Origin of the sequence: Desulfosarcina cetonica JCM 12296 (genome assembly GCF_001311845.1) — a bacterium.
Classification (GTDB): domain Bacteria; phylum Desulfobacterota; class Desulfobacteria; order Desulfobacterales; family Desulfosarcinaceae; genus Desulfosarcina; species Desulfosarcina cetonica.
Genome location: NZ_BBCC01000078.1, coordinates 1 through 13,313, shown reverse-complemented (window position 1 = coordinate 13,313; position 13,313 = coordinate 1). Strand labels below are relative to the sequence as shown.

Genomic DNA, 13,313 nt, shown 5'->3' with positions numbered 1-13,313 from the left:
GCCAATCATGGAGTCCGCCAATGATTACCGTTACCGTATTGGCCTTGCCATATACCTCGGCCTCGGCTGTTACCGGTCCCATGGATGTTTTTCATCAGGCCGGTGTGATGTGGAATTATTTTAAGGGGAAAGCCGTTACCCCACACTTTCGGGTGCGCGTCGTCACCACCGATGGGGCTCCCTTCAAATGTTCCAACGGGGTGCGCATGGCGGCCGACGGATCCATCCATGACGTGTCGGCCACCGACCTGATCGTGGTCTCGTCCGTTGCCAACGTCGAAAAGGCCCTGCACTTTCAGGCCGACGCCGTCGATTGGCTGAAGGGGCATTATCTCCGGGGGGCGCGTATCGCCTCGATCTGCACGGGGTCTTTCCTGCTGGCGGAAACCGGCCTGCTGGACGGGAAAACGGCCACCACCCATTGGGCTTTTGCCGATGCCTTCCGCCAGCGCTACCCGCAGGTCGGACTGCGGATCGACCGGCCGATCATCGATGAGGAGGACCTGCTCAGTTCGGGGGGCTACAACGCCAGCATTGACATCTCCCTTTATCTGGTGGAGAAGTACTGTGGCCGGGAGGTGGCCCTTCAGTCCCGTCGGGTCATCGCCGCCGGCAGCATGCCCAGCATGGATGCACCCGATGCCGCTGTCGGGTGCCGCCGGGATCACCAGGACAACCAGATCCTGTCCGTGCAGGAATGGATTGAGGCGAATTTCAACCGCAATTTCAATTACGACGAACTGGCCGATAAAAGCCACATGAGCCGCCGAACCCTGGAGCGCCGCTTCAAGGCGGCCACCGGCAAAACGCCGCTTTCCTACCAGCAGTGCATGCGCATCAAGGCAGCCAAGCAATTCCTGGAAAGCGGTGTGCGTTCCTTTGAGGAGATCACGTATCGCGTGGGATATGAGGACAGCAGTACCTTTCGCAAGGTTTTCACCAAATACACGCACCTGAGCCCCTCGGAATACCGTAAACGCTTTCCGCGGGGGTAGCCTTCGCGCCGGAGAACATGAAACAACCCATGAATTTGACGGTCAAGACCCTGCTGTTGGTGGTGTGGGGGCTTTTGTACGCCGGCCTGGGTTTTGCTCAGGGCAATAGCTCTTTTCTGGTCGTTACCGACCAGTTCCCGCCCTATTCCTATCTGCACAAAGGCCAACTGACCGGTGTGGCCGTGGATATCGTTTCCGAACTGATCCATCGGACCGGTTATCCCGGCAAGATCGTCGTCCGGCCCTGGGAACGCGTATTGAAACATGCCGGCGAACAACAAAAGATGCTGTTCCCCTTCACCCGCAGGCCGTACCGGGAGAAGCACTACAAATGGATCGGTCCGATTCTGGATGATCGCTTTGTGGTTTCCGTTCCGGCATCCGACACGAAAATTTACCAAGCCATGGCCGATGTCCGTACCCTGCGGATTGGCGTCGTTCGCAGCACGCCCACCGAGGCACGGTTGAGGGCGCTGGAATTTCCCCATATCCAACCCGTTTCCGCAGAAACGCTCAACGCCAAAAAGCTGATCATGGGGCAACGCATCGACGCCTGGTATTCATCCTGGCTGATCATGAAACACACCATCCGTATAACGGGGCTTGATGAAAGAAAGATCCGCATCGCCGTCAATGACGTGAATGTGCAAATGTATATCGGTGCTTCACTGGGCATCCCCGATGAGACTGTCCATCGTTGGCAACACCATCTCGATGACATGCACGCCGATGGTACCTACGCCCGGATCCTGAAAAAAAACAGCATCGAATGGAACGAGCCGCTCCGGCTGTCCCATCCATAAACCCACCGGCCAGCGTATCCCCCTGGCGTGATCTCTCTCCGGCCTTGACGCCATCTGGATCAACTATTATACAAAGTAGACTATTTTGCCTTGGCGAGTAGATAGGGGGGAGATATGGCCAATATCCTGGCGGATTGTCCGTGCAGCGGTAAGCATATGAGCAACCTGGCCGCACCGTGGATCCTGTTGACGCTTTATCAACAGGGACCGCTGCATGGCTACCGGCTGACCCGAATCATTGGCAGTCGTGTGGGACCCATGGGCGGTAGCCTCAACATGGCCGGCCTTTACCGGCATCTGAACCTGTTGGAAGAGCGCGGCATGCTGGTGTCCGAGTGGGATCTGAGGACCAAAGGGCCGGCCCGGCGCAAATACGCCTTGACAGAATCCGGAACAGCCTGCCTCCTTCGCTGGATGCAGACCCTGGCCGAGCAGCGGAATCGGATCGATCATTTTCTGGAATTGGCCCGCGATCTTGCTCCGGATCCGCAGTGGGCGACCGGATCCATCGCCAGTACCGAACGGAACGGAAATTGAGCTTCCGGCCGATGATTTTCCTTCGCCCGGTCCAACGTTTCATCGCGTACTGGAAACCATCCGTCTTGCCTTTGCTGATCGTCCTGACGATTTGGGAACTGGCCGCCCGATGGGTGTTGGCGCTGCGCGGAGTTGCCTTTCCCACCCCCTGGACGACCTTTGTCCGCCTGGGGGCGTTGGTTGGCGGGGATACGCTTTCCGGCCATCCGCTGGGGGTGCATATCCTCAACAGCCTGCGTCGCTGGATCATGGGGTTTTCCATCGCCGCAACCTTGGGGATCGGTTACGGCCTGCTGGCCGGCCGCCTGCGGGGGGTTGAAAAGGCCACGGCCGGGATTCCGCAGCTATTGCTGCTGGTTCCGGGGCTGGCCTGGATTCCGGTGGCGATCCTGCTGTTCGGAATCGGCGAGACGGCCACGGTGTTCATGATCGCCATCGCGGCTGTCGCGCCGGTCGCCATCAATGTACTCTCCGGCATCAAGACCGTGGACATCCAGTTGGTACGCGCCGCGCGCATGATGGGCGCTCGCCGCCATATTCTCTTTTTTCATGTGTTGATCCCGGCCGCCCTGCCGTCCCTGATCAGCGGCCTGCGCATCGGCCTGGGTACCGGCTGGCGCGTGCTGGTGGCCGCCGAAATGGTGGTCGGCACCGGCAGCGGCCTGGGCTATGCGATCATCCAGGCCCGCTGGACGCTGGATTACCCGGCTTCCTTTGCCTGCATTGCCGTGATCTGCGCCATCGGGCTTTTGGTGGAGCGGGGATTGCTGGGGCCATTGGAACGACGGACGCGTTCCCGCTGGATCCTGGAAGAGGGCCCCCGATGATTCGTTTCGAGAACGTCAGCTTCGCCTTTGCCGCTAACGGTACTGCACCGGTGACGGTTTTAGACAAGGTCGACCTGACCGTTGGGGAAGGCGAGTTCGTCTGTGTTCTGGGGCCCAGCGGATGTGGCAAAACCACTTTGTTGAATCTGGCCGCCGGATTTCTTTTTCCTTCCCGTGGCCGCGTGCTGTTTGACGATGCGGTGGTTGTGGCTCCCGGCCCGGAGCGCGGCGTGGTGTTTCAGGAGGCGGCCCTTTTCCCCTGGCTGTCGGTTTTGAAGAACGTCGAATTCGGCCTGAAACGCAAAGGGCTCAAGGGATCACAGCTGAAGCAAACCGCCTTTGCTTACCTGGAAAGCCTGGGGCTCGGCGCCCATGCCCATAAACTTCCCGTTGCCCTGTCCGGCGGCATGCGCCAGCGGGTGGCCATCGCCCGCGTCTTGGCCCTGGAACCGCGGGTGTTGCTGATGGACGAGCCTTTCAGCGCCCTGGACGCCAATTCCCGCGAACGCCTGCAGGATGAATTGCTGCGGCTCTGGGTGACCAATCGGCGCACGGTGATTTACGTCACCCATAGCGTGGAAGAGGCCGCCTACCTGGCCGACCGGGTCGTGGTCATGGGGTCGACGGTCGAAGGTGGAATCTTTGCCGATATGGCGGTTCCTTTGACGCGGCCCAGAAGCCGCACGGATGACGGCTTGCTGGCCATGAAAGCGCGGCTGCGGGCCGTGCTGGCGACCCAGCCGTGTTGCATTCAGCCGCTCATCTCCCCAAGGGCTATGTAATTTCAAAGAAAGGAAGCCGCAATGCGCACATTTCGGCGATGGGTTCTCATCGTCTGTTGCAGTTTTTTGATAATCAGTGGGTCGCCGACCACAGGGTTGACCGGCGGGAGACCGCTGCGTTTTGCCTACCAGGACCGCATCGGCAGCGTCATGCCCATCTTGGCGGTGAAAAAGGATTTTTTCCGCCAAGCACAGCTGGACTTGACCTCCCTGCGGTTCAGCAGTGGACCGGCTTGCGCTGAAGCCCTTTTTTCCGGTGCGGCCGATGTCGCCGCCATGGGCGATACTGCCGCCATCATCATGGTGGTGCGATCGCCGCGTTTTGTGATCATTGCCAGCCATGCCACGGGCGAGCATCGACACCGCATCATGGTGCGCGCCGATTCCGGGCTGCAGCGGATCGAAGATTTGAAGGGCATGCGCATCGGGGTCAAGAAAGGCACGTCCACCTATGGCGGTCTGCTATCCGCCCTGGAGAAGGCGCATCTATCCGCGGATGCGCTTCAGATGATCGATCTTAATCCGTCCATCATGACCGATGCTCTCCTGGCCGGTTCCATCGACGCCTTTGCCGCCAGTGAGCCCACGCCATCGTCGGCCGAGCAGAAAGGCGCCCGTGAATTGACCACCCTCGGCGGGCTGGGCAACCTCTATCCGATTCTGATTCTGGCTGACCGGAGGCGGTTTTCCGACGATTCCGGGACGCTTAGGCACTTCCTGCTGGCCCTGCGGCGTGCCGAAGGCGAGGTGGCCGCCCATCCCGAAGCCACGGTTGCCATGATGGCCGGGGAAACGGGCCTGAACCCGATCACCACCCGGGCGGCCATGGGGCGCCATGCGTACCGCATGCGGATGGACGGGGAGATCCGCGCCAGTCTTGAGCAGACCGCCCGGTTTCTCAAAGACCAGGGGATCATCGACCGGGTGCCGGATTTTTCCGCCTGCACCACCGCTGAATTTCTCAACCCTTGACGGATTCGTAAAAAGCCCAATATCGGCGTTACGCTTCATCCCTCGTCACTGCGGAGTACGCTAAGTACGCCTCATTCCTCGGGATTCGCAAGCCTTGATCTCGGGCTTTTTACGAATCCGTCGGAAATGCGACTTTATACGAGTCCATCAACCCTTGATAGTGGCACTTAGACGGGCTTTTCAAACAGCCTCTGAAATCGGTGCTCAGGCTGGCCTTCTTCCTTGCGGGTTGACAGGGTGATCCATGTTGATGCATGGTCAGCCATTCTTTCCTGGCCGTGTCATTGTGAACGGCGCCGAACGCAACATGCGTTTGTCTTCTCCATGACCTTTTAACCGTGCATGCCCGCGACACGGGACCCCTGGGGGCTCGGCGGGTCAGCGCGGGTGGATACGGATCGACCATGCTACCCTTGCTTCTCAGCCTGGGCATCGCCTACTGGTTTGCCCTTGGCGCCGGTCGGCTGAGTGCCGCCTTCGGACTGCCACGGGTGACGGCTTATCTGCTCGTGGGGGTCGCCGCCGGACCTTCACTGGGGCGGCTGGGGCTGCCCGCCCTCTTATCCAGCGCGCAGCTGCAGCACCTGGTTCCCCTGCACGATGTCATTCTCGGACTGATCGTTTTCAGCATCGGCGGCAGTTTCAGTTTCGGCACCATCCGTCGATTGGGGCTCAGACGGTTTACCATCAGCGTGGTGGAGATCGGGCTTACCGCGATTCTTGTCATGACGGGGGTGGCCTTGATGGGCATGTCGCTGCTGGCGGCCGGATTCTTGGCGCTGATGTCCATCACCACCGCCCCGGCGGCAACCCAGATGGTCATGCGCGAGTACCAGTCCGAAGGCCAGCTCACCGATACCATTTTGCCGCTCATCGGCGCCAATAATCTGGTGGCGATCATTTTTTCATCGTGCTGACCCATTTCGGCCTGTCGACCGTATCGTCACTTTCGGCGCTGGCCGTCCAATTTTTCGCACCCTTGGTGCTGGGCGGATTCATCGGCATGGCCATCGCGGTGATGGACCAGCGTCTCTCCCAACCGGTGGAACGTCAGATTCTGGGCCTGGCATCGGTGGCAGTCACCACGGGAATGTCCATCTACCTGGATATTTCAGCCATTTTCGCGATCCTGGTGGCGGGAGGGGTGGCGGTGAACGCCTCACCCTTTGAAAACCGGATCCTGAAGGACCTCAACGCCATTGACTATCCGCTGTATGTGCTCTTTTTCATCATGGCCGGCGCGACCCTGCATATCGACGCCCTTGGCCATATGGGCTGGGTGGGGGTGGTCTATATTCTCATGCGCTGGATTGGCAAATATGTCGGCTGCCGAATCGGTGCCCGCGTGGCCGGTCTTTCCCGGACCATCCGGACCTGGTTGGGGCCGGCCATGCTCGCCCAGGCCGGCCTGGCCATCGGTCTGGCCGAAACCCTGGTCCGGCAATGGCCGGAAGCGGGCGGCGCCATACAGACGGTCATTCTGGCATCGGTGGTCGTGTTCGAGGGTGTGGGGCCGCTGTTGACGCGCATCGCGCTGGTCAATGCCGGCGAGGTGACGGTTTTCAACCTTCTTTCCCAGCGCAGTCCGGTCGGGTATGGCGAGGGGCTGCAGCAGGTGATCAGCCATTTTACCCGCGCGCTTGGAATGGCCCATGCCCAAAAAGCGATCCATCCCGAAACGGTCCGGGTCGGTCACATCATGCGCCGCAACGTGGAGGTGCTTTCCAACCGCACCCCTTTCGGAGAGGTCCTGAAAATGCTGGGCCATTCGCGATATGATCGGTTGCCCGTGGTTGACGACCGGGATGAACTGATCGGCGTGATCAAATACGCCGACATCGCCAACACGCTTTTCGATCCAACCTTGCATCATCTCGTCGTGGCCGCGGATATCGCCACGGACGGCGATCTCAGGCTCAACCCGGAAGACACGCTGGATAAGGCCATGGCCGCGCTCAAGGCGCATCCCAATGATGTCTACCTGTTGGTGGTGGAACAAAACAACCCCAGGAAACTGGTGGGCGTGGTGCGCCACAACGATCTGCTTTCCACCTCCTTCCAGCTTTCCCGCTGACGGTCCCCTGATTTCCACCCGAAGGGCGTCTTCGTTGCGCCGGCGTATTGAATTCACGATACCGATTGATGGCGGTTGGCCAGGAAAGCGTCTGGAGGCCATTGACGAAGCGCACCAGCGGAATCATTTTTAATGGTCTGTAACACAAATCTGACATTTTCGCGCTACCGAAGACGGTAATGCCGTGCGCATATCCCAAACCTACGCAATGAGGACACCTAAACCAATGAAAAAAACAATTTTCTTCTCCCTGATCGGATTGGTTGTCCTGGTGATCCTGCTCGGAGGGATAAAAGGGCTGCAGATCAAAAGCATGATCGCCCAGGGAGAGCAGATGGCCCCCCCACCGACGCCGGTGACCACGGCCGCCGTTAATTCGGCCCGCTGGTCGATGGCGCTGACGGCCGTGGGTTCCCTGGAAGCGGTTCAGGGCGTGACGGTTACCGCGGAAATTTCCGGCAAGGTGACGCGCATCGAATTCGAGGCGGGCCGCGCTGTGGCCAGGGGCGACCTTTTGGTTCAGCAGGATGTTTCCACCGAAACGGCCCAAATGCGCTCGGCCCAGGCCTCCATGGAACTGGCCCGGCTCAACCTGAAGCGGGCCAGGGAACTGCTGCCCGAAAACGTGATCACCCGGGCCAATTTCGACACTGTCGAGGCCGCTTTCAAACAGGCCGCCGCCCAGGTGGACACCATCCGGGCGACGATCGCCAAGAAGACCATCCGGGCACCTTCGCCGGCCGGCTGGGGCTGCGTCAGGTCAACCTGGGTCAGAACCTGAGCGAAGGTGATCCCATCGTCGTGTTGCAGTCCATGGATCCGATTTTCGTCAATTTCCAACTGCCCCAGCAGGAACTGGCCCTGATCAAGCGCGGGCTGACGGTGAATGTGACCACCGATGCCCTGCCCGGTGAAACCGTCGCGGGACGTATTACCGCCATCAACCCGGTGGTGGACCGTGCCACGCGCAATATCCGCGTGCAGGCCACGATGGTCAATCCCGAGGAACATCTTCGTCCAGGGATGTTCGTTAGGGTCGCTGTGGCGCTGCCCACCATCCGGGAGGTGCTCGCCATTCCGGCCACGGCCGTGCTTTACGCGCCGTACAGCGATTCGGTGTTCGTGGTGGAACCCGCGCCGGCGGATGGGAAAGCCGGTAAGGGCAGCGTGGTGCGCCAGCAATTTATCCGGCTGGGGGAGAAACGCGGCGATTTCATCGCCATCGCTTCCGGACTGAAGGCGGGCGAGGTGGTGGTCAGCACCGGTGCTTTCAAGTTGCGCAACGGCCAGCCGGTGGTCGTCGACAACAGCCTGGCACCGGACTTCACGCTGACCCCGAAACCGGAGGAGGGGTAGGGCCATGAAACTGACCGATCCTTTCATCCGCCGACCCGTGTTGGCCCTGGTGGTCAATCTGGTGATCATTATCGCCGGACTGCAGGCCATCAAGTCCCTCAACGTCCGCCAATACCCGCGCAACGAGAATTCGGTGGTGACGATTACCACGGTTTACGTGGGGGCCAGCGCCGACCTGGTGCGGGGCTTTGTGACCGTCCCCCTGGAGCGGGCCATTGCCGCGGCTGACGGCATCGACTACCTCAAGTCCCAGAGCTCTCTGGGACTGTCCACGATCAGCGCCCGGCTGAAGCTCAACTACGATCCCATCAAGCGCTTTCCGAGATCAGCGCCAAGGTGGATCAGGCGCGCGGTGACCTTCCGTTGGAGGCCGAGGTGCCCACGATCAACGTGGAGTCGGCCGACAGCCAGTTTGCCTCGGCCTATCTGAGCTTCACCTCGGATGTGCTCAAGCAGAATGAGATTACCGATTATCTCGTGCGTGTCGTGCAGCCGCGCTTGTCGGCCCTGCCGGGGATCCAGCGCGCCGATATCCTCGGGGCGCGGACCTTCGCCATGCGCATCTGGCTCAAGCCCGAACGCATGGCCGCCTTTAACATCAGCCCGATCCAGGTGCGCCAGGCCCTTTCCGCCAACAATTACCTGGCCGCCCTGGGCCGTACCAAGGGCGCCTATATCCAGGTCAACCTGACGGCCAACACCGACCTCACCTCGGTGGAAGAGTTCAAACGCCTGGTGGTGCGCCAGCAGGACGGGGCGATCATCCGCATCGAAGACATCGCCGATGTGGTCCTGGGGGCCGAGGATTACGATACGGAGGTGCGCTTTTCCGGCCAGACCGCCGTCTTCATGGGGATCTGGCCCCTGCCCAACGCCAATTCCCTGGACGTCATCGCCCGGGTGCACACGGAAATGGCCGCCATCAACCGCCAGCTCCCCGAGGGATTGGCGGCCAGGGTGGCCTACGATGCCACCGACTATATCCGCAACGCCATCCGCGAGGTGATCAAGACCCTTTCCGAGACCCTGCTGATCGTGGTGATCATCATCTTCCTGTTCCTGGGGTCCGTGCGCGCGGTGCTGGTCCCGGTGGTGGCCATCCCCCTGTCGTTGATCGGCGCCGTTTTTCTCATGCAGGTGCTGGGCTTCACCATCAACCTGTTGACCTTGCTTGCCATCGTGCTCTCGGTGGGGCTGGTGGTGGATGATGCCATCGTGGTGGTGGAAAACGTCGAGCGTCACATGGCCGAGGGGAAATCCCCCCTAGACGCGGCCATTTTGGGCGCCCGGGAGCTGGTGGGACCGCTGATCGCCATGACCATCACCCTGGCGGCGGTGTATGCGCCCATCGGCCTGCAGGGCGGACTGACCGGATCGCTGTTTCGCGAGTTTGCCTTTACATTGGCCGGTGCGGTGATCATTTCCGGCATTGTCGCCCTGACTCTTTCGCCCATGATGTCCTCCAAACTCCTCATCCCGGGGTTCACCGAGCACGGCTTTGCCGGTAAGATCGCCCGCGATTTCAAACGCTTCACCGCTTTCTACGGCCGCTTGCTAGACCGTGCCCTGGATCGTCGGCCGGCGGTCTATGCGGTCTGGATCGTGATCAGCCTGCTCACCATCCCCATGTTCCGCATGTCGGCCAAGGAGCTGGCCCCGGCCGAGGACCAGGGGGTCCTTTTCGGCATTATCGATGCGGCGGCCAATTCGACCCTGGATCTGAACAGCCGTTATGCGGCGGCGGTCAACGCCGCCTACATGAGCATCCCGGAAACCGATTTTACCTTCCAGGTGACCTATCCGAACAGCGGTTTCGCCGGTATGGTGCTCAAACCCTGGGAATCCCGTGACGCCACGGTCTTTTCGTTGCTGCCCGGCCTGCAGGCCAAACTCAATGCCATCCCGGCCATCCAGGTGTTTGCCGTGACCCCGTCGGCCCTGCCCGGGGGCGGCGATTTTCCCGTGGAGTTCGTGATCGCCGCCACGGCCGAGTCCACGGAGATCCTGCAGTTCGCCAACCAATTGCGCCTCAAGGCCATCCAAAGCGGGATGTTCGCCTTCCCGCCGCTCATCGATGTCAAGATCGACCAGCCCCAGTCGGAAATCGTCATCGATCGCGAAAAGGTCGCCGACCTTGGTTTGGATCTCCAGCAGGTGGGCCGTGACATCGGCACCATGGTGGGCGGTAACTACGTCAACCGCTTCAGCATTGCCGGGCGCAGCTATAAAGTGGTGCCCCAGATCAGCCGTCTGGACCGGCTCAACCCGGACCAGTTGCGCAGCATCTATGTGACCGGCCCCGACAACGAGCTGATACCGCTCAGCACCATCGCGACCCTTCAAAATTCCACGGTGCCACGTTCGTTGAACCGTTTCCAGCAGCTCAATGCCGTCACCCTGAGCGGGGTGGCGGTGCGTCCCCTGGACGAGGCCCTGCGTTTTCTGGAGACCGAGGCAAGGGCCATGTTGCCCACGGGTTACGTGCTGGACTATACCGGCGAGTCGCGTCAGTTGCGCAGCGAGGGCAACACCTTCATCCAGGCCTTCGGACTGGCGGTGGTGCTGATTTTTCTCGTTCTCGCAGCCCAGTTCAACAGCTTCCGCGACCCCTTCGTGATCCTGGCCGGATCCGTTCCGCTGGCCATGTTCGGGGCCCTGATCTTCACCTTTTTGAAAATGCCCGATCCCAACGTCCCCTTTTGGACCCAGGGCTGGACGACCACCCTGAACATCTACAGCCAGGTGGGGCTGGTCACGCTGGTGGGCCTGGTTTCGAAAAACGGGATCCTCATCGTGGAGTTCGCCAACAAACTCCAGGCCGCCGGCCATCCCAAGCGCGAGGCCGTGCACCAGGCGGCCATGACCCGGCTGCGGCCGATTCTGATGACCAGCGCGGCCACCATTGCCGGCCATTTTCCGCTGACCCTGGTGACCGGCGCGGGCGCGGCCGCCAGGAATGCCATCGGCCTGGTGCTGGTGGGGGGCATGGCCGTGGGCACCGTTTTCACCCTTTTCGTGGTGCCGGCCATCTATCTGCTGGTGGCCCGTGACCACAAGCGCCAGGTTGCCGTTTCCCAAGCGAAACTGGCGACAGCGCCCCGTTGACCCTTGACGATCCATCGAACGCCATCCATCTTTATGAGATATCATGGAAAAATCGGAACAACCGGGAAATTCGGAAATCAGCGATGCCGCCGCTCAGGCTCTTTCGGGGACCGGAGCCAAACGGGGATTGGCCCGTTTGTGGCCGTTTTTGGGGCCGGCCTTCATCGCCAGCATCGCCTATGTGGATCCGGGCAACTTCGCCACCAACATCCAGGGCGGCGCCCAGTTCGGCTATTTGCTTCTATGGGTGGTGGTGGCCAGCAACCTCATGGCCATGCTCATCCAGACCTTGTCGGCCAAGCTGGGTATTGCCACCGGCTACAACCTGGCCGAACTGTGCCGCCTGCACTATCCCGCCCCGGTGGTATGGATCATGTGGGTGCTCATGGAGCTGGTGGCCATTGCCACCGACCTGGCCGAATTTTTGGGCGCCGCATTGGGATTCAACTTGCTGCTCGGCATCCCCCTGTGGATGGCCGGTATTCTCACCGCCCTGGTGACCTTCATGATCCTCATGCTGCAGCATCGCGGCTTTCGTTCCCTGGAAATGCTGATCACCGCCATGCTGGGCGTGATCGCCATCTGCTACCTGGTGGAGACGATCCTGGATCAGCCGGATTGGGGGCCGGTGGCCTATCATGCCGTGGTTCCGGGATTCGCCGGGCCGGAAAGCGTTCTGCTGGCCACCGGCATCCTGGGCGCCACGGTCATGCCGCACGTGATTTTTCTGCACTCGTCGCTGACCCAGGGGCGCATTGTGGTGCATGACCCGGTTCAGCGGCGGCGCCTGTTCCACTTCGAACTCGCCGACGTGACCATCGCCATGGCCGTGGCCGGCTTCGTCAACGCCGCCATGCTGATCATGGCGGCGGCGACGTTCCACCGGGCCGGCATGGTGGAGATCGCCTCCATCGAAGCGGCCCACAAAACCCTGGAGCCTCTTCTGGGCAGCTCGGCGCGCTGGATTTTCGCCGTATCGCTGCTGGCCGCCGGTCTTTCCTCGACCACGGTGGGCACCATGGCCGGCCAGGTGGTCATGCAGGGCTTCATCGAACGCCATATTCCCGTCTGGTTGCGGCGCCTGGTGACCATCGCACCGTCCCTGGTGGTGATCTTCATGGGCCTGGACCCCACCCGGACCCTGGTGATCAGCCAGGTGGTGCTGAGTTTCGGGCTGCCCTTTGCCGTGATCCCGCTGGTCCAATTTTCCAGTCGGGCGGATCTCATGGGCATCCTGGTCAACCGGCGCATCACCACGATCACCGCCGGGGCGGTGGCCGGGTTGATTATCCTGCTCAACATTTACCTCTTGGTTCAGACCTTCCTGGGAGGTTAGGCTATGTTTACCCACATCCTTGTGCCCCTGGACGGTTCCGCCCTGGCCGAGGCGGCCCTGCCGCCGGCGGTTTTCCTGGCGGCCCAGCTAAACGCCCGGATCACGCTGATTCACATCATCGAAGCCGGTGCGCCTTCATCGATCCATGGCGAGCGTCATCTCACCCAAATCGAGGAGGCCGACGCCTATCTGCGGGAGATCGGCGCGCGGCATTTTCCCGCCGGGGTCAAGGTCGACCGGCACGTGCATGCGGCGCCCATGAAAGACGTGGCCGATGGTATCGTGCTCCATGAAGACGAAATCGCCCCGGACCTGGTGGTCATGTGCTCTCATGGGCATGGCGGGTTGCGGCGAATGCTCTTTGGCCGCATCGCCCACCAGGTGGCGGCATCCGGTACCATTCCCGTGCTGCTGATCCAACCCAAGGCGGGTGATCATCAGCAGCCCTTCCAATGCCGCCGGATTCTCGCGCCCACCGAAGGCACGGCCCTGCATGCCAAGGGGCTGGCCGCCGCCGTCGACCTGG

Annotated in this window: 14 protein-coding genes; all 14 read left to right on the top strand. The window is 61.2% G+C overall.

Annotation, left to right across the window (positions count from 1 at the left end; translation table 11 throughout):
* Positions 1-20 precede the first annotated feature (20 nt).
* On the top strand, positions 21-995 hold the full coding sequence (locus JCM12296_RS17605; RefSeq protein ID WP_054695912.1) for a GlxA family transcriptional regulator: 975 nt from the start codon (positions 21-23) through the stop codon (positions 993-995).
* A gap of 17 nt (positions 996-1,012) precedes the next feature.
* Entirely contained in the window at positions 1,013-1,798 is a 786-nt protein-coding gene (locus JCM12296_RS17600) for a substrate-binding periplasmic protein (protein WP_054695909.1), read from the top strand.
* A 114-nt stretch (positions 1,799-1,912) separates the two neighbouring features.
* Entirely contained in the window at positions 1,913-2,335 is a 423-nt protein-coding gene (locus JCM12296_RS17595; protein WP_054695906.1) for a PadR family transcriptional regulator, read from the top strand.
* Positions 2,336-2,400: 65 nt separating this feature from the next.
* Positions 2,401-3,162, top strand: coding sequence for an ABC transporter permease (locus tag JCM12296_RS17590; RefSeq protein WP_218188139.1), 762 nt, complete (start codon positions 2,401-2,403; stop codon positions 3,160-3,162).
* Complete coding sequence (locus tag JCM12296_RS17585; RefSeq protein WP_054695903.1) at positions 3,159-3,944, top strand: ABC transporter ATP-binding protein; 786 nt, start codon at positions 3,159-3,161, stop codon at positions 3,942-3,944. The genes JCM12296_RS17590 and JCM12296_RS17585 overlap by 4 nt, the downstream gene beginning before the upstream one ends.
* 21 nt (positions 3,945-3,965) lie before the next feature.
* Entirely contained in the window at positions 3,966-4,916 is a 951-nt protein-coding gene (locus tag JCM12296_RS17580) for an ABC transporter substrate-binding protein (RefSeq protein WP_054695900.1), read from the top strand.
* A gap of 338 nt (positions 4,917-5,254) precedes the next feature.
* A complete protein-coding gene (locus JCM12296_RS17575; protein ID WP_172683955.1) occupies positions 5,255-5,833 on the top strand; it encodes a cation:proton antiporter in 579 nt (192 codons plus the stop codon).
* Positions 5,827-6,990 (top strand): CBS domain-containing protein, encoded by a 1,164-nt coding sequence (locus JCM12296_RS17570; protein WP_054695892.1) that lies wholly within the window; start codon positions 5,827-5,829, stop codon positions 6,988-6,990. The genes JCM12296_RS17575 and JCM12296_RS17570 overlap by 7 nt, the downstream gene beginning before the upstream one ends.
* 226 nt (positions 6,991-7,216) lie before the next feature.
* Entirely contained in the window at positions 7,217-7,771 is a 555-nt protein-coding gene (locus JCM12296_RS44810) for an RND family efflux transporter (protein ID WP_246804489.1), read from the top strand.
* Positions 7,735-8,346: an efflux RND transporter periplasmic adaptor subunit gene (locus JCM12296_RS44805; protein ID WP_306304067.1), complete on the top strand. Its 612-nt coding sequence runs from the start codon at positions 7,735-7,737 to the stop codon at positions 8,344-8,346. The genes JCM12296_RS44810 and JCM12296_RS44805 overlap by 37 nt, the downstream gene beginning before the upstream one ends.
* Before the next feature lie 4 nt (positions 8,347-8,350).
* The gene (locus JCM12296_RS47660; RefSeq protein WP_281492046.1) at positions 8,351-8,776 is read left to right on the top strand and encodes an efflux RND transporter permease subunit; all 426 of its coding nucleotides are present in this window, start codon (positions 8,351-8,353) and stop codon (positions 8,774-8,776) included.
* Positions 8,683-11,451 (top strand): efflux RND transporter permease subunit, encoded by a 2,769-nt coding sequence (locus tag JCM12296_RS17560; protein ID WP_281492045.1) that lies wholly within the window; start codon positions 8,683-8,685, stop codon positions 11,449-11,451. The genes JCM12296_RS47660 and JCM12296_RS17560 overlap by 94 nt, the downstream gene beginning before the upstream one ends.
* Positions 11,452-11,494: 43 nt before the next feature.
* The gene (locus tag JCM12296_RS17555) at positions 11,495-12,787 is read left to right on the top strand and encodes an Nramp family divalent metal transporter (protein WP_083456245.1); all 1,293 of its coding nucleotides are present in this window, start codon (positions 11,495-11,497) and stop codon (positions 12,785-12,787) included.
* A 3-nt stretch (positions 12,788-12,790) separates the two neighbouring features.
* Positions 12,791-13,313 (top strand): universal stress protein (locus tag JCM12296_RS17550; protein WP_172683954.1); only part of this gene is annotated, 523 nt, incomplete at its 3' end.